Source organism: Sediminibacterium sp. GW821-FHT12F12 (genome assembly GCF_058806635.1).
Map to the genome: position 1 here is coordinate 213,607 of NZ_JBXAPW010000001.1, position 16,476 is coordinate 230,082.

Annotated in this window: 14 protein-coding genes; 6 read left to right on the forward strand and 8 right to left on the reverse strand. The window is 45.7% G+C overall.

Annotated elements, in window-relative coordinates:
- Nucleotides 1-9: 9 nt before the first annotated feature.
- From AC1RNB_RS00870 to AC1RNB_RS00905, 8 genes are all read right to left on the reverse strand, one after another.
- The gene (locus AC1RNB_RS00870; protein WP_493079881.1) at nucleotides 10-2,433 is read right to left on the reverse strand and encodes a TonB-dependent receptor domain-containing protein; all 2,424 of its coding nucleotides are present in this window, start codon (nucleotides 2,431-2,433) and stop codon (nucleotides 10-12) included.
- A 189-nt stretch (nucleotides 2,434-2,622) separates the two neighbouring features.
- Complete coding sequence (gene mdh / locus AC1RNB_RS00875; RefSeq protein WP_493079883.1) at nucleotides 2,623-3,552, reverse strand: malate dehydrogenase; 930 nt, start codon at nucleotides 3,550-3,552, stop codon at nucleotides 2,623-2,625.
- Nucleotides 3,553-3,631: 79 nt separating this feature from the next.
- Nucleotides 3,632-4,150, reverse strand: coding sequence for a TlpA family protein disulfide reductase (locus AC1RNB_RS00880; protein ID WP_493079885.1), 519 nt, complete (start codon nucleotides 4,148-4,150; stop codon nucleotides 3,632-3,634).
- A gap of 13 nt (nucleotides 4,151-4,163) precedes the next feature.
- Nucleotides 4,164-4,949 carry an ABC transporter ATP-binding protein gene (locus AC1RNB_RS00885; RefSeq protein WP_493079887.1) on the reverse strand — a complete coding sequence of 262 codons (786 nt, stop codon included), beginning with the start codon at nucleotides 4,947-4,949 and terminating at the stop codon, nucleotides 4,164-4,166.
- Nucleotides 4,950-5,004: 55 nt separating this feature from the next.
- Nucleotides 5,005-6,219: a diaminopimelate decarboxylase gene (gene lysA, locus AC1RNB_RS00890; protein ID WP_493079888.1), complete on the reverse strand. Its 1,215-nt coding sequence runs from the start codon at nucleotides 6,217-6,219 to the stop codon at nucleotides 5,005-5,007.
- 92 nt (nucleotides 6,220-6,311) lie between these two features.
- Complete coding sequence (gene scpB / locus AC1RNB_RS00895; protein WP_493079890.1) at nucleotides 6,312-7,082, reverse strand: SMC-Scp complex subunit ScpB; 771 nt, start codon at nucleotides 7,080-7,082, stop codon at nucleotides 6,312-6,314.
- A gap of 108 nt (nucleotides 7,083-7,190) precedes the next feature.
- Nucleotides 7,191-8,072: an ATP synthase F1 subunit gamma gene (gene atpG, locus AC1RNB_RS00900; protein ID WP_493079892.1), complete on the reverse strand. Its 882-nt coding sequence runs from the start codon at nucleotides 8,070-8,072 to the stop codon at nucleotides 7,191-7,193.
- A 404-nt stretch (nucleotides 8,073-8,476) separates the two neighbouring features.
- Nucleotides 8,477-9,064, reverse strand: a complete 588-nt coding sequence (locus AC1RNB_RS00905) for a DUF6992 family protein (protein WP_493079893.1) — start codon at nucleotides 9,062-9,064, stop codon at nucleotides 8,477-8,479.
- A gap of 177 nt (nucleotides 9,065-9,241) precedes the next feature.
- On the opposite strand from AC1RNB_RS00905, the gene secA reads away from it, so the two are divergent.
- The 6 genes from secA to AC1RNB_RS00935 all read left to right on the forward strand — a co-directional run bounded on the left by secA (nucleotide 9,242) and on the right by AC1RNB_RS00935 (nucleotide 15,986).
- Complete coding sequence (gene secA / locus AC1RNB_RS00910; protein ID WP_493079895.1) at nucleotides 9,242-12,547, forward strand: preprotein translocase subunit SecA; 3,306 nt, start codon at nucleotides 9,242-9,244, stop codon at nucleotides 12,545-12,547.
- A 118-nt stretch (nucleotides 12,548-12,665) separates the two neighbouring features.
- Nucleotides 12,666-13,016, forward strand: coding sequence for a four helix bundle protein (locus AC1RNB_RS00915; protein ID WP_493079897.1), 351 nt, complete (start codon nucleotides 12,666-12,668; stop codon nucleotides 13,014-13,016).
- A 55-nt stretch (nucleotides 13,017-13,071) separates the two neighbouring features.
- Nucleotides 13,072-13,743, forward strand: coding sequence for a deoxyribose-phosphate aldolase (gene deoC / locus AC1RNB_RS00920; RefSeq protein ID WP_493079899.1), 672 nt, complete (start codon nucleotides 13,072-13,074; stop codon nucleotides 13,741-13,743).
- A gap of 27 nt (nucleotides 13,744-13,770) precedes the next feature.
- Nucleotides 13,771-14,205, forward strand: a complete 435-nt coding sequence (locus AC1RNB_RS00925) for an SPOR domain-containing protein (RefSeq protein WP_493079901.1) — start codon at nucleotides 13,771-13,773, stop codon at nucleotides 14,203-14,205.
- 5 nt (nucleotides 14,206-14,210) lie between these two features.
- On the forward strand, nucleotides 14,211-15,392 hold the full coding sequence (locus AC1RNB_RS00930; RefSeq protein WP_493079902.1) for a M20 metallopeptidase family protein: 1,182 nt from the start codon (nucleotides 14,211-14,213) through the stop codon (nucleotides 15,390-15,392).
- Nucleotides 15,393-15,464: 72 nt separating this feature from the next.
- Nucleotides 15,465-15,986: an ORF6N domain-containing protein gene (locus tag AC1RNB_RS00935; protein ID WP_493079904.1), complete on the forward strand. Its 522-nt coding sequence runs from the start codon at nucleotides 15,465-15,467 to the stop codon at nucleotides 15,984-15,986.
- The last annotated feature ends 490 nt before the right edge of the window (nucleotides 15,987-16,476 follow it).

The following is a 16,476-nucleotide window of genomic DNA, read 5'->3' on the forward strand; positions in this document are numbered from 1 at the left end:
TATCAACTGTTATTTAATTCGTTTGCTTTCGCTTTCGAGACCGGTCTGACGCTGACGTGCCGCTTTTACCTGGTTGCTTCCGAAGCGGAAGGTAAAGCTTACACGTACGGTCTGGCTTTCCCAGGCACCGCGTCCCTTGATATACAATCCGCCAAACTCACTTAATGATGACCATGGATTGGTATGGAAGATATCGGTTGCGGTTACTTTCAGGGTCGCTTTTTTCTGCATCAGTTGTTTCTGGAAACCGATGTCTACACCACCCTGCGATTTTGTTTTCCAGGTAGCACCCCAGATGGCAGGGCCACTGAACCAGCCACTCAGTTCTGCGCTCCAGTCTTTACCGAGGGTAAAGGTCTGCTGCATATATGCACCATATAACGGGATCTCTGTGCGTACTGTTTTTGCACCGATCTTACCATCAAAAATCTGGTAGTTGTACCATACGTTCACATACCCGTTCCACCATTTGGCAATAGGTAAGGGTGAACCGATACTGAAACTGATGATATCCTGTGTAGCCAGGTTCTGCTGCTGAATGAAAGTAGCATTGTTGGCCGTATCGGTGATCTGCGTAGCATAATCTTTTACGTGACTGTAACCAATGGTGGTATTGATGGCTGATTTGAAAGTATGCGTCAGTTCAATATTATTGGTGTACTGCGGACGTAAGAACGCGTTTCCTTTTTCGTAGGTCAGTTCATCCAGTTTGTTCTCGAACGGATTCAGATCCTGGTAACTGGGCCTGTCAATCCTGCGGCTGAAAGTCAGGTTCAACGTGTTCTTCTGGTTCACTGTCCAGGTTACGGCTGCACTGGGGAAGAGATTGATATAATTTCTCTTCACTGTGTTGTCAGACTGAATAACGCCATCTGCACGAGTCAAAACCCCTTCACTGTTGGTCTGCTCTACCCGTACACCTGTCTGTATGCTCCATTTATCACTGAACTTACGGTTGTAATTCACGTAGGCAGCATTTACATTCTCTGTATAGGCAAAACTGTTACTTCGGTTTAACTGTTTAACCGGTGTACCGTTGATATCGTTAAAGAAATCAAAGGTGTTGGTGGTTTTTACATACGAGAACTTGGCACCATATCCCAGTTTACCTTTCCACTTGTTCTGCTCCACATCAATTTTAGACGTATAAATATCAATATCAGTAGGGGTATAGTTACGGTTTACTATCTGGTATAAGGGTGCGCCATTCTGGTCTACATAATAGTTGGGCTGGTAGCTGCGGCCTACACCACGGAACAGGCCATAATCTGCATCCACGTTCACTTCCAGTCCACTGGTATCTGCATAGCGATAGTTCAGGTTAGCATTTACATTGGTGCGGCTGCCCGGAATGGAGTTGGTGGCTTTCAGGTTTTTTACAAACTGGTTGGTTGGCTGGTAATAAACACCTGTGGTGCTGTTATTGGTCCATTCAGAACTTCCGAAACTGGTGGTAACCAGTGCACCCAGTGTATTTTTACTGTTGATGAAATAATCTGCACCGGCTTTCAGGTTCAGGTTCTTGTTATAGTTGGCATTAATGCTTCGCTGGTCGTAGATGGAATCGCGCTGGATCCGGTACAGGCTCAGGTCGTTTTCATAGCGGCCAATATTGGCACTCACATTACTGAAGAGGTTTACCTGCTTATCGCGATAGTTCAGGTTTACGGAACCATTTCCTTTGGGAGTGATACCCTGTGTAAAACCGGTGGTTACACTACCATTGGTGCCGAATTTTTTGTTCTTCTTTAAACGGATATTGATGATACCTGCATTACCACTGGCATCGTATTTGGCGCTGGGGTTGCTGATCATTTCGATCGCTTCCACATCATTGCTGTTGATGCCTTTGAGGTAAGCTGCCAGGTCTTTGCTGTTCATCTGGGTAGGCTTTCCATCGATATAGATCTTTACACCGGTTTTTCCTTTCATGGTGATATTATCGTTGTTGTCTACCTGTATGCCCGGACTTTTCTGCAGCAGTTCCATGGCATTGCTGCCGGTGGCGTTGATGCTGTTCTCTACGTTAAAAACGGTTTTATCTGCTTTGATCTCGATCAATGGCTTACGCGATACAACCGTTACATCCTGCAGTTTTTTAGCGGCTGCTTCCAATGTAACTGCCGGAGCCTCATAGGATTGGCCATCCTGCATCTCAAAAGCGGCTGAATATTTTACTTCATGACCGATCAGGTTATAACTCAATAGAAATTTTCCTGTTTTGGCAGAAGCGATCTGGTATTTACCAGCGGCATCTGTAATATCAGCTTTTACCAGGCTGCTGTCTTTGGCCTGTAAAAGGGAAACACTCACTGCCTGCAGGCTTTTACCGGAAAGGTCTTTTACATTTCCTGTTACAGTGATACCGCTTTGTGCAAAGCCCACTGTGGTAAAAGCGATGGCTGCCAATGCGGTTAATACAATTCGTCTCATAATGGTTGTTATTTTGTGCTTATGTGACGCAAAGGACTTCCAAATGTTACAGCCAAAAGATGTGATTAGGGATGAGCTGTGTTAATCGACGGATAAACGGCAGAAAAAAAAGGATAAAAAAAACCGGCAGATTTTTCTGCCGGTTCCTGCTTTTACAGTGATCTTTTCAATCGCATGATTATGTGGTAATTATAAAGTCTTCAGTACATCATTCATACTTCTTACTGCTTCGGCACTTTTATCAAACAGCGCCTGTTCTTCTGCATTCAATCCAAAATCAAGGATCTTTTCCCAGCCGTTACGGCCAATGACTACGGGAACACCGAGGCAGATATCTTTCTGTCCGTATTCGCCATCCAGGCTAACGCAGCAGGTAAAGAGTTTTTTCTCATCACGCACAATGCTTTCTACCAGCGCAGCTCCGGCAGCACCGGGTGCATACCAGGCAGAAGTGCCCAGTAATTTGGTAAGGGTAGCACCCCCTACCATGGTATCGGCCACGATCTGTTTCTGCTGTTCTTCGCTCAGGAATTTACTTACCGGAACACTGTTCCAGGTAGCCAGGCGGATTAATGGGATCATAGTGGTATCTCCGTGACCGCCTACTACAACTGCGTTCAGGTCTGCCGGACTGCAACCCAGGTGCTGGCTCAGTTGGTATTTGAAACGGGCACTATCCAGTGTACCGCCCATACCAATGATACGGTTTTTGGGTAAGCCGGTAGATTGCAGGGCCAGGTAGGTCATGGTATCCATCGGGTTACTGATCACGATGATGATGGCATCGGGTGAATATTTCAGGATGTTCTCTGTTACGCCTTTTACAATTCCTGCATTGGTACCGATCAGTTCTTCGCGGGTCATACCGGGTTTGCGGGGCAAACCGGAAGTGATCACCACTACATCAGATTTCGCTGTTTTGGAATAATCGTTGGTGCTGCCGGATATGCGGGTATCAAAACCGAGCAGGGCTGCGGTCTGCATCATATCCTGTGCTTTACCTTCTGCAAAACCTTCTTTGATGTCTAATAAAACCAGTTCATCAGCCAGTTGGGCACGGGCGATATTATCGGCACAGGTAGCACCTACGGCACCGGCACCTACAACAGTTACTTTCATAAAAAGACTATTTTGAATGAGGAATTTTTGTCGCAGCAAAGGTAGGGGTTGCAGGCATGGGAACTATGCAAAAAATACATTAATTCCGGTTCACAAAGGCAATCAGTTCGCTGGTTTCGGGCAGGGGGGTATTTTCCGTGTCGTAGATCTTTTCCAGCAACCCTTTTTTGTTGTAAATAGCGAGGAAGGGGGTGTATTTTACCCGGTAAAATGCGGGGATAAAATATTTCGGGTCCCGTCCGATCCGTACATTGGCCAGTTTGTCCAGGCCGTAATACGCGGCAAAACCTTTTACATCTTCCAGCGGTTTATAGGCCACAAAGAGGAAAAAAGTGTTTTTCAGGCTATCCATATGCTGCACGATCTCTTTGGCCTCGTGCTGGCAGTGACCACATTCGGGCGAGAAATAGATGATGATGGTATGCGCGTACTGCGTAGGTAATTGTTCTTTGGTGAACCAGCTGCTGTCTACCAGCTGGATATTGAAAGCAGGAATGGTCGGGTCTTTTTTATAGGGTGCCATATCTTCGGTAGTACCCTGCGCCTGCAAGGTGCCAGTCAGTATCAAGGCTACACAAAAACCGATCAGCTGTTTCATAAAAATACTTGCTTTATTTGGATGTGTTGGGATTAGCTGCTTCCATCATCCGCATCTGTTTGGCATCCTGCAGGAATTCAGAAGCGAATATGAAATTATTCAGCAACTCATCCTTACTGAAAATGATGTCCTTATTGCTGCCTTCCCATTGCTTGCGGCCCTGGTGCAGGTAAATGATATGATCGCCGATCTCCATCACACTGTTCATATCATGCGATACCACAATGGTAGTGATATTGTATTCGCGCGTAATTTCCTGGATCAGTTTATCGATCACCATCGATGTCTGCGGGTCCAGTCCCGAATTGGGCTCATCGCAGAACAGGTATTTAGGATTGAGTACAATGGCCCGGGCAATACCCACTCTTTTTTTCATACCGCCACTGATCTCAGAAGGATAGCGTTTGTGGGCATCTTTGAGGTTTACCCGGTCCAGCACTTCATCCACCCGTTTCTTTTTCTGGGCCAGTGTCCAGTTGGTGAACATATCCAGCGGAAACAATACATTCTGCTCCACCGTCATCGAATCAAAAAGCGCTGTTCCCTGAAAAAGCATGCCGATCTGCTGGCGCAATTGTTTGCGTTCCTCATTCTCCATGGTCAGCATTTCTACGCCGCTGTAAAGAATGGAACCCTTATCGGGACGAAAAAGTCCTACCATACATTTGGTGAGTACGGTTTTGCCACTGCCACTGGTTCCAATGATCAGGTTACATTTACCGGCTTCCATTACGGCACTGATCCCTTCCAGGATCACGCGCCCGCCAAACTGTTTGTGTATGTTCTTTATTTCGATCATGCTACTGCAAGATAACTTTCTTTTTGGCCCGGACGAGAAAGTTAGGGTGAGCGGTTTACAAAACCTCCACCTGGTTACGCAGAAGGTCTTCAAATACATCCCTTTTGCCAATCAGGTGGGCTTGCCCCTTTATTACCAAAACCTGTGCCGGTTTATAGCGCGAGTTGTAATTACTGCCCATTTCAAAGCCATAGGCACCTGCGTTAAAGAAAACCAGACGGTCTCCTTCCCGGATCTCGGCAAGGGGACGGTCGGTGGCAAATGTGTCTGTTTCGCAGATATTACCTACTATGGTATAAGGATGTTTAGGTGCGTCCGGGTTACTGATATTTTCGATCCGGTGGTAAGCTTCGTAAAACATGGGACGGATCAAATGGTTAAAACCGCTGTTTACGCCGGCAAAAACAGTATTACCATTCTGCTTCAACACATTTACTTCGGTAATAAAATAACCACATTCGCTCACGATGAATTTACCCGGCTCAAACCAGACTTCGAATTGCCTGTGATAGGTGGCCGAGAGTTTCTGCATTACTTCGGTCACTTTCTGTCCCAGCAGCGGAACATCTGTACCGGTTTCACCTTCTTTGTAGGGCACTTTGAATCCACCGCCGAGGTCCAGAAAACGGACTTCCGGAAAATGGGGTACCAGGTCGTAAAAGATGTCGGCCACTTTCATGAATACTTCCACATCCTTGATTTCGCTGCCGGTATGTACATGTAAACCGGCTATATGCAGGTTGGTGGCTTTTACCAGTGTTAGGATCTGGTCAAGCTGCTCGATAGGAATTCCGAATTTACTTTTCTCGTGCCCCGTAGAAATTTTCAGGTTTCCACCAGCCATGATATTGGGCCGCAGGCGGATGCCTACCGGGTAATCGTGCCCGTATTTTTTACCAAATTTTTCGAGGTTGCTCAGGCTGTCAATATTCACGTTCACGCCCAGCGATACAGCTTCTTCTATCTCGCTGAAAGCGATACCGTTACTCGTATACAATACATTCTCTTTTGCAAATCCGGCATACAGGGCCAGTTTTACTTCGTTGATCGAGCTACAGTCTACATGGCAGCCAAGTGATTTAATATGCTTAAGGATATTGATATTGGTCAATGCCTTACTGGCATAAAAGAAGCGGGTAGGGGTTTGGCTGAATGCCTGTTGCAGTTTGGCAAACTGTTCGCTGATTTTTTCGGCATGATACACGTATACGGGTGTGCCGTATTCGTTGGCTATGCTGAGAAGTTGCTCGTGTGAAAGGGATGATACCATGAAGGCAATTTGAGAATTTGAAAATTTGAGAATTTGAAAATGAAGCTAGGAAATGGAGGGTAGAACCATTTTCAAATCAGTACATTTTCAAATTATTCAGGTGTTTGCTCAGGTGATTCATCTTCGGGCTTGTTGTCGGTGTTGTCGTTATCTTCTTCCTGCACTTCAATGATGAGTTCTCCGTCTTCATTTACTGCAACAACGGAGATATCGCCTTCTTCGCCGGGCAGGATCTCCGGTTCTTCTGCTACGGTATCGGCTACGTTCTGGTCGGTAAAATCTGATGGGTTGATCATAGTACCTTCTACAATCTGGTCGGCCAGTACTTCCTTGATCTTGGGCAGGTCGGCAGCAGAGTTGATACCGAAATAATCCATGAAATTTTTAGAAGTGGCATATACCAATGGTTTACCCGGCATATTCTCGTTACGTCCGCTGATGAGTACCAGTTCTTTCTCCAGTAATTTCTGGATACTGTAGTCGCTGTTCACGCCACGGATGGCTTCGATCTCGCCCTTGGTAATGGGCTGTTTATAGGCAATGATGGCGAGGGTTTCCAGCGCCGCATTGGATAATCTTTTCAGGAATTTATCGCCGTTCAGCTGGGCGATGGTAGCGTGGAAGGAGGGTTTGGTCAAAAACTGCCAGCCACCGCCACTCTGTTTTACTTCGAAAGGATAGAATTCGGAATCGTATTTCTCACGGATACCTTCCAGCGCACTTTCCACCTGGTCAAGGGTTACTCTTTCTTCCAGAAAACCAAAGGTATTATTGATGAGTTCCACAATATCCAGCGACGACAGTGGTTTTTCACTGGCGAAGATGAGAACCTCAATGTGTGGTATGATCTGGCTGATTTCCATGTGATAATTAAAAATTAGAAATTAGAAATTAAAAATTAATAAAGTGCAGCAAGCCGATGAAAACTACTCATCAATTGTTAATTGCTAATTATTAATTTTTAATAGGGCTTATCCCTGCAATGCTGCGGCACCACTTACGATTTCGGTAAGTTCGGTAGTGATGGCTGCCTGTCTTGCACGGTTGTAGCTGATCTTGAGTGATTTGAGTAATTCGTTTGCATTTTCGCTGGCCTTATCCATAGCGGTCATACGGGCACCATGTTCGCTGGCGTTTCCGTCCAGAACGGCTTTGTATAACTGGGTATTCAGGATCTTGGGCATCAGCTCGGCAATCAGTTCTTCCTTCGCTGGTTCAAAGATGAAATCGGATTTTTTGGCACCTGCTTTTTTAGGTGTTTTAGGAATGGGCAGGAAGGGTTCCGCCACAAAACGCTGGGTAGCGGCATTTTTGAATTCGCTGTATACGATCTCTACTGCATCAAATTCCTTGTTTTCGAAAGCCTTCATGGCAGCTTTGGCGGCAGCCTGTACATTTTCGAAGTTCAGGTTCAGGTAAATATCCTTGTAGGTAGCATCGGTTTTGAAACCGGCTCTGGTCATGGCTTCAAATCCTTTTTTACCGATATTCCATACCGTTACATTTCCTTTCTGCTGCTGGGCCGCATATTTCTCGGCAATCGTGCTTTTGGCCAGTTTAATGATATTGGCATTATAACCACCGCACAAACCCCTGTCGCTGGTAATCACAATAAACAAAACTTTTTCCACCGCTCTTTCTTCGGCCAGTTTCAGGCTCATACTGCCATCCAGGTTACTCACAATATTGCTGAGCATTTCCTGCAGTTTCTGTGCATAGGGTCTCATCTGGGTGATGGATTCCTGTGCCCGGCGCAATTTGGCCGCACTCACCATCTTCATCGCCTTGGTGATCTGCTGGGTGCTCTGCACACTTTTGATGCGGTTACGTACCTCTTTTAACTGTCCTGCCATGTTGGTATAAATTTCAATTCAAATTCAAAATGCAAAAGTAAAAAGTCAAAAACAACATCTCAACCCTCCAACTCCCTACTATTTAACTATTAACTATTAACTATTAACTATTAACTCCAAACTCCAAACTCCAAACTCCAAACTCCAAACTCCAAACTCCAAACTCCAAACTCCAAACTCCAAACTCCAAACTCTTATTTTGGCTGCAAAAGTAGCAGAATCACCCTGAAATTCCAGTAGTTCGGGCAAAAATCCCTTTGAAGTGGATAAAACCGCAGAATATCGAATATCGAACAGGGAATATCGAACATCGAAGGCTCGATTCTGACCCGTCGGGAGCTGTCGAATCTCAGTTCAAAGCCACTTCCTTCGACATTCGATATTCCCTGTTCGGTGTTCGATATTCAAAACCGATACGCCAATCCCACCCCATTTCCCGTACTTCCCAGCTCCCATCCGGCCCGGTTCTGCTCCAGAGCCTTGCTGTTGCGGCGGTGCTGGAAGTACTGAATCAGGTCAAAAGCCAGTAAAAAACCTCCCTGCAGCAGCAGGCTGTTGCCAAAACCCACCGATTGGTCGCTGTTCTGCCGCAGGCCTTTTTCTTTGAGGTACATACCTGTCATAATATATGCTGCGTCCAGTCCGGTGTTCAATAACAGCAGTTTTTCCAGCTTTTGCTGCTCTTTGAGGTTCCTTTCAAAGCTATGGGGGCCGGCCAGTTGTTTTTTGATGGCCAGCAGTCCGATACCTGCAACGGCCAGGTTTACCGTATTCCAATACGCATTCATGCGGTGAAAATACTGGCCGCTGCCCTCGGCATTACCCGCTGAAATACTGCCCTGGATGATATTGGCCCCGGCCCAGGCGCCCAATACCCATAGATTGTTTTTGACCAGTGTAACCCGCTCTGTGGCAAGGGAATCCTGGAAGGCAGGTTGGGCCGATGCGGTTAAAAATGGCAGGAGAAAAAAAACAAGCAACAATTTTTTCATGGGGGTGATTTTCGTTAACTAATTGATAAAGATGCAGGGTTCCGGAAATGACGATCTCCCTGAATGCAAATTCTTTACCTTTGGCGGCTCTCAATCGGGGTGCCAAATTGGCTCAAAATTGTTTTTCGCACCCTTTTTGACTGTTAAAATTTTTCATAATACACCAGACCAAGCTATATGTTGAAATTTATTTCCCAATTATTCGGTGGCAGCAAAAGCGAGAAGGATGTGAAACAGATCATGCCCATCGTAGTTAAGACCAACCAGTTTTTCCAGGAATACCAGTCGTTAACCAACGATGAGCTCAGGAATAAGACCCAGGAATTCCGCCAGCGGATACAGGACCACCTGACCGGGATCGATGCCCAGATAGAAGAGCGTAAGCAGGCAGCAGAAGCTTTGTCTGATGTAGACATCCACGGCCGCGATGCTATTTACCAGGAAGTAGACAAACTGAAAAAAGACCGGGATAAAAAAATTGAAGAGGCCCTGGCTGCCATCCAGCCTGAGGCTTTTGCCGTGGTAAAAGAGACTGCCCGCCGTTTTAAAGAGAATACAGAGATCGTGGCAACGGCTACCCAGCTGGACCGCGACCTGAGTGTGAAGAAAGATTATATCAAGATCAGTGGTGATCAATCCATCTTTAAAAATACCTGGACCGCCGCCGGCGGTACCGTTACCTGGAACATGGTGCATTATGATGTGCAGCTGATTGGTGGTAGCGTACTGCATTCGGGCAAAATTGCTGAGATGGCTACCGGTGAGGGTAAAACACTGGTGTCTACCCTGCCAGCCTATTTAAATGCTTTGGCGGGAGAAGGGGTACATATTGTAACGGTGAACGATTACCTGGCCCGACGTGATAGTGAGTGGAATGGAACCATTTTTGAATGGCTGGGGTTGAAAGTGGATTGTATCGATAAACACGAACCCAATAGCGAAGCCAGGCGTAACGCGTATCTCGCGGATATTACTTATGGTACCAATAACGAATTTGGTTTCGATTACCTGCGTGATAATATGGTGCATACACCACAGGAAATGGTGCAGCGCAAACACCATTTTGCCATGGTGGATGAAGTGGATTCGGTTTTGATCGATGATGCGAGAACACCGCTGATCATCTCTGGTCCGATTGGCCATGTAACCGGCGAACAGCAGTTTTTTGAACTGAAACCAAGGATCGAAAAACTGGTGGATGCGCAGAAAAGAGCCACTAATCAGTTCCTGAACGAAGCCAAGAAAAAAATAGCAGAAGGAAATGATGACCCCAAAGACGGCGGTCTGGCCCTGTTCCGCGCCCACCGTGGTTTGCCCAAGAACAATGCGCTGATCAAATACCTGAGCGAACCCGGCATGCGGGTAAAACTGCAGAAAGCCGAGAACCATTATCTCGCCGATCAGCAGCGCGAAATGCCAAAAGCAGACGAAGAACTGTATTTCTATATAGATGAGAAAAATAATTCGGTTGAATTAACAGATAAAGGAATTCAACTCATCACCCGTTCCGGTGAAGATCCCAATTTCTTTGTGCTGCCGGATATCAGTTTATCACTGGCAGCCATTGATGGCAATACCGGAATGAGTGCAGAAGAGAAACTGCAGCAGAAAGAAGCCATCATTAACGATTATTCCGTGAAAGCTGACCGGATCCATACCGTTCAGCAATTGCTGAAAGCCTATACCTTGTTTGATAAGGATGTAGAGTATGTGGTGATGGATGGTGGTGTGAAGATCGTAGATGAGCAGACAGGACGTATCCTGGATGGCCGCCGTTATTCCGACGGACTGCACCAGGCGATAGAAGCGAAAGAAAATGTAAAGATCGAAGCGGCTACACAAACTTATGCCACGGTAACCCTGCAGAACTATTTCCGTATGTACCACAAACTGGCGGGTATGACGGGTACGGCAGAAACCGAAGCAGCAGAGTTGTGGGACATTTATAAATTAGACGTAGTAACCATCCCCACCAATGTACCCGCCATCCGTAAAGATGAGCAGGATCTGGTGTTTAAAACCAAGCGCGAGAAATTCGGTGCGGTGATAGATGAGATAGAAAAATTAGTTGCAGCCGGAAGGCCGGTACTGGTAGGTACCACATCGGTAGAAGTGAGTGAATTGCTGAGCCGTATGCTACGACAGAAACAGATTGCTCACAATGTTTTGAACGCCAAACAGCACGCACGCGAGGCACAGATCGTTGCCGAAGCGGGTTTTGCAGGTGCCGTAACCATTGCTACCAACATGGCGGGTCGTGGTACCGATATTAAACTCGGGCCAGGTGTAAAAGAAGCCGGTGGTTTGGCTATTCTCGGTACAGAGCGCCATGAATCGCGCCGGGTAGACAGGCAGTTAAGAGGTCGTGCAGGTCGCCAGGGAGATCCCGGATCTTCCCTGTTCTTTGTATCTTTGGAAGATGACCTGATGCGTATGTTCGGCAGCGAGCGTATTGCCAAAGTGATGGATTTTGCGGGTTACAAAGAGGGCGAAGTGATCCAGCATAGCATGATCACCAAATCGATCGAAAGAGCACAGAAAAAAGTAGAAGAGAATAACTTCGGCATCCGTAAACGTTTGCTTGAGTACGATGATGTGATGAATAAACAGCGTACCGTGATTTACAGCAAGCGTAACCACGCTTTGTTTGGAGAACGATTGGCGCTTGACCTCGACAATGCCCTGTATTCTGTAGCAGAGGGTGTGGTAAACTCCTTTAAAGAGCAGACTGATCATGAAGGTTTCCGTATGGCAGCCATTGTGAATTTTGGTATTGATACAGCCATTACAGCTGAAGAATTAGCCAAACTGCCCGAGCATGAACTGGCCGAAAAACTCTACAGCGAAGCGGCTGCCAATTATGAGCGCAGAAAACAGGAGTTAATGGTACAGGCCGTTCCTGTATTTAAAAATATCCGCCAGCAGCAGGGATCGCATATCGAAAACGTGATTGTTCCCTTCACCGATGGAAGAAGGGCGATGCAGGCTTTGGCTAACCTGAACAAAACCCTTGATACCAAAGGCGCTGAACTGGTAAACTCACTGGAAAGAAGTATCACACTCGGATTCATAGATGATGCCTGGAAAGAACATCTCCGTTCTATGGATGATCTGAAACAGAGTGTACAAACCGCTACTTACGAACAGAAAGATCCATTAGTGATCTATAAAATGGAGGCTTTTGAACTGTTCCGCAAAATGGATTCTGAAGTGAACAGGGATATTGTTCAGTTTCTCTGCCACGCCAGCATTCCTTTGAATGATGGTGATGCATTGAAAGAGGGCCGCCAGGAAAAAACAGACATGAGCCGCATGAGTGCCAACAAAGACGACATGGATGCGCCGCCCACAGAAAACGATTATTACGATCCAACCCCCGCCAAACAACAACCCATCCACGTAGCACCCAAGATCGGAAGGAATGATCCTTGTCCTTGTGGGAGTGGGAAGAAGTATAAAGCTTGTCATGGGAGGGAGAGTTAGCAGTTAACAGTTAATAGTCTAAAGTGAATAGTTAATAGTGAAAAGATGGTGTGATATAGGTATTAATACGTAAGCTGGATGTAAAATGAGTTTGTATTTTGGTGCAAACTCATTTTTTATGAAAGAGAGTATCATTGCTGAGAAATCATATCTTTTTGCAGTGAGGATAGTTAGACTTCACTTGGATATTTGTAGAAGAGAGAAATATGTATTTAGTCTGAGTAATCAGTTGGTAAGGGCTTCCTCTTCGATAGGAGCTAATGTAGAGGAAGCATTGGGTGGGCATTCAAAGAGAGATTTTTCAGCTAAAATGAGCTTTGTATACAAAGAGGCTCGTGAAGCTTCTTACTGGATAAGGCTTTTAATAGAATGTGGGATTATTGAAGAGAAGTTTTCCTCTTCTTTAAAGATGGAAATAAATGAAATCATCAGAATATTAGCCGCCATAGTAAAATCTACCAAAATATAGTCACTATTCACTATTAACTATTCACTATTAACTTTTAACTATTAACTTTTAACTCATGAATATCGCTGCTTACATAGATCACACCATACTAAAACCTACTACCTTAATAAGCGACATCGCATCCCTCTGCTCCGAAGCCAAACAATACGGTTTCGCCGCCGTATGTGTGCCGCCGAATTTTGTGAAGAAGGCGAAGGAACTGACGGCGGGTTCGGGGGTGAAAGTGGCAACGGTGATCGGATTCCCGTTTGGGTATTCGGCTGTGGAAGCCAAGATCGCGGAAATATTGCTGGCTATTGTGGATGGGGTGGATGAACTGGATGTGGTGATCAATATCTCCGCCATCAAAAATGGCGACTGGATGTACCTGGCCGATGAGATCAATCATATCATGCCCATCATCCGCAGTAAGAATAAAGTAATCAAGATCATTATTGAAAGTGGCATTTTAACAGATGAGGAGATCATTAAATGCTGTGAGATCTATGGTATAGCAGGTATTGATTACCTGAAAACCTCCACGGGTTATGCAGAGAAAGGGGCTACGGTGGAAGCGGTGAAATTATTCAGGCTGCATTTACCGGCCAATATACAGATCAAGGCTTCGGGCGGCATCCGTGATTATGCGTTTGCCAAACAGCTGGTAGATGCGGGCGCTACCCGATTGGGTTGCAGTGCCGGGGTGGCCATTGTGAAAGGGCAACTGGCGACGGAAGGCGGGTATTAAACAGGATTGTGTAATTTAACAGTGAGAATGATACAGCGGATCATCATAGGGGGATTGGTTTTTGTTTGCAGCGCTACTTTGTATGCGGCTGACACTGTCATGGTAAAAAAGGATCCGCGCCTCGACATATTAAGTTTGAAACAACTGCAGGCCAACCAGCGCAGTGCTATGATGACACCTAATGGGCTGTACAAAGGCTACCGCATACAGCTGGCAAGTACGCCGCGCAGAGGTGATGCTTTTGCCAGAAGGTCTGAACTGATGTCGCGTTTCCCGGATCAGAAAGTATATGTGATTTTTCAGTCGCCTAATTTTAAAGTACGGATCGGAAATTTTCTGAAGAAAGAAGAGGCAGAGAAATTCAAAATCCTGCTGAATAAAATCTATTCGCAGGGTGTGTATATAGTAGAAGATGGGGTAGAGTATATACCCAAAGAAGAAGAGGATATCATCAATCAATAACGAAGATGTTACAACAAAAAATAAAAGACCTTGCCCGTCAATATGCTGCAGAATTCATCAGCGTTCGGCAGCACCTGCATGCCCACCCTGAATTGAGTTACCAGGAATTTGAGACGAGTAAGTATGTACAGGAAAAACTACGGTCATTCGGAATCTCTTTTGAAATAAAAGCCACTACCGGTGTATTGGGAATCATCAAAGGCAAGAACCCGGATAGCCGGGTCATTGCCTTACGTGCCGATATGGATGCACTGCCGATTACAGAAGAGAACGAAGTGTCGTATAAGTCAAAGAATCCTGGTGTCATGCATGCCTGCGGGCATGATGTGCATACCACGATCCTGTTGGGAGCGGCTAAGATATTGGCAGAATTAAAAGATGAGTGGGAGGGAACAGTGAAACTGCTGTTTCAGCCCGGTGAGGAAAGAAATCCCGGTGGTGCCAGTTTTATGATAAAAGAGGGTGTGCTTGAAAATCCGAGGCCGCAGGGTATTTATGGGTTACATGTACATCCCGGATTAGCATTGGGCAAACTTAGTTTCCGGAAAGGAAGGGTAATGGCTAGTGCGGATGAATTATATCTTACCATCAAAGGCAAAGGCGGGCATGCAGCGGCACCGCATTTAACGGTAGATACCATCCTGGTGGCTTCGCAGCTGATTGTTAGTTTGCAACAGATTATATCGCGGAACAATAATCCGTTGTCTCCTTCAGTATTATCCATCTGCTCTATTCAAGGCGGACATACCACCAATGTGATACCGAGTGAGGTAAAACTGATGGGTACCTTCCGTGCTATGGATGAAGCATGGCGCACGAAAGCGCATGAACTGATCCGCAAACAGGTAGCGGGTATGGCCGAAGCAACAGGCGCGGAGATAGAGCTGCATATTGATATCGGTTATCCTACTGTAGACAATGATCCTGTTCTGACCGGCAAAGGCTGGCAGCTGGCAGAAACGTATATGGGTAAGGAGTACGTAGAAGAAACTGAGATCAGGATGGGTGCCGAAGACTTTGGCTTTTATACCCAGGTAATCCCGGGTTGTTTTTATCGCCTGGGTGTAAGGAACGAAGCAAAAGGCATCATTCACAACGTGCATACCCCCAGATTTGATATAGATGAAAATGCCATCGAAACCGGTATGGGCATGATGGCCTGGCTGGGGGCAGCTACCGTTTTGTAGCTTTAAAAACTACGTATAAATACGCTGCCATTCCTTCTAAGTGCTTGCTATTTTTGGCGAAAGCCGCCATGTATGGATATAGAGCTAATTCAGGAAAAAATCTTCTTAGTAAGAGGCCACAGGGTGATGATGGACTTTGACCTGGCTAACCTGTACCAGGTAGAAACCCGCCGCTTGAAAGAAGCTGTCCGCAGAAATATTCGTCGATTTCCTCCCGATTTTATGTATGAACTTACTGAAAATGAATACAAATCTTTAAGGTCGCAATTTGCGACCTTAAAGAATGGGGGGCGTGGGGCCCATTCAAAATACCTGCCTTTTGCATTTACGGAGCAAGGGATCGCTATGTTAAGTGGGGTACTTCATTCTGATACAGCTATTGATATGCATATTTCTATTATGCGGGCATTTATCGCTATGCGCAGGTTCCTTTTTCAGTATAATGAATTGGCAGATCAGGTTCATGCGATAAAAGCGTCTGTTTCGAACCATAATGAGCAACTGAACCAGATTTATGCAGCTATTGAGAATCTGCTGGAAGAGAAAACGGAACAGAAAAGCTGGGCTGAAAGGGATAGGATTGGATTCAGGTAAAACAGAGCGGGTGTTTTTCTTATTTATTAATATTTCTGATGTGGCTTATTATTTCAATAGTATCACCAAATAAGTATAACCCCATTCTTTGGTATGGGGATCGAGTGGCTGATTGGCCAGCGGGCCTTAGCCCTGATGGCAGGGTTACAGCCTGGATAGCGTGTAATGAATGAAAGGTGTGTTCAGCACTTTTTTCTATGAGGGTAATAGTTGATTCTAAGTTATTCAGAAATAATTCTTTGCGTTAAGCTTGCGGCCCAAGCTCTCACTGATAGCTACGCTATCGAATAACGCAACAATAACAAACTGATATTTACTCGTTTTGGCAGGAGTGGTTGCATATATTTAAGCGTTAGGCCTCATTGTAACCGGCAACTTACTTGCTTTAAGTTTACGTAGCCCCGTAACTGCCTGACGCAGAGAACCTCTTTTTTGACGCTTTCATACCTTATGTATGTATTGGATAAGTGATACATTTGATAATAACCAA

Excerpts from the sequence above, each read along its gene's own strand:
- AC1RNB_RS00870 (WP_493079881.1), bottom strand. The coding sequence starts at position 2,433 with ATGAGACGAATTGTATTAACCGCATTGGCAGCCATCGCTTTTACCACA.
- mdh (WP_493079883.1), bottom strand. The coding sequence starts at position 3,552 with ATGAAAGTAACTGTTGTAGGTGCCGGTGCCGTAGGTGCTACCTGTGCC.
- AC1RNB_RS00880 (WP_493079885.1), bottom strand. The coding sequence starts at position 4,150 with ATGAAACAGCTGATCGGTTTTTGTGTAGCCTTGATACTGACTGGCACC.
- AC1RNB_RS00885 (WP_493079887.1), bottom strand. The coding sequence starts at position 4,949 with ATGATCGAAATAAAGAACATACACAAACAGTTTGGCGGGCGCGTGATC.
- lysA (WP_493079888.1), bottom strand. The coding sequence starts at position 6,219 with ATGGTATCATCCCTTTCACACGAGCAACTTCTCAGCATAGCCAACGAA.
- scpB (WP_493079890.1), bottom strand. The coding sequence starts at position 7,082 with ATGGAAATCAGCCAGATCATACCACACATTGAGGTTCTCATCTTCGCC.
- atpG (WP_493079892.1), bottom strand. The coding sequence starts at position 8,072 with ATGGCAGGACAGTTAAAAGAGGTACGTAACCGCATCAAAAGTGTGCAG.
- AC1RNB_RS00905 (WP_493079893.1), bottom strand. The coding sequence starts at position 9,064 with ATGAAAAAATTGTTGCTTGTTTTTTTTCTCCTGCCATTTTTAACCGCA.
- secA (WP_493079895.1), top strand. The coding sequence starts at position 9,242 with ATGTTGAAATTTATTTCCCAATTATTCGGTGGCAGCAAAAGCGAGAAG.
- AC1RNB_RS00915 (WP_493079897.1), top strand. The coding sequence starts at position 12,666 with ATGAAAGAGAGTATCATTGCTGAGAAATCATATCTTTTTGCAGTGAGG.
- deoC (WP_493079899.1), top strand. The coding sequence starts at position 13,072 with ATGAATATCGCTGCTTACATAGATCACACCATACTAAAACCTACTACC.
- AC1RNB_RS00925 (WP_493079901.1), top strand. The coding sequence starts at position 13,771 with ATGATACAGCGGATCATCATAGGGGGATTGGTTTTTGTTTGCAGCGCT.
- AC1RNB_RS00930 (WP_493079902.1), top strand. The coding sequence starts at position 14,211 with ATGTTACAACAAAAAATAAAAGACCTTGCCCGTCAATATGCTGCAGAA.
- AC1RNB_RS00935 (WP_493079904.1), top strand. The coding sequence starts at position 15,465 with ATGGATATAGAGCTAATTCAGGAAAAAATCTTCTTAGTAAGAGGCCAC.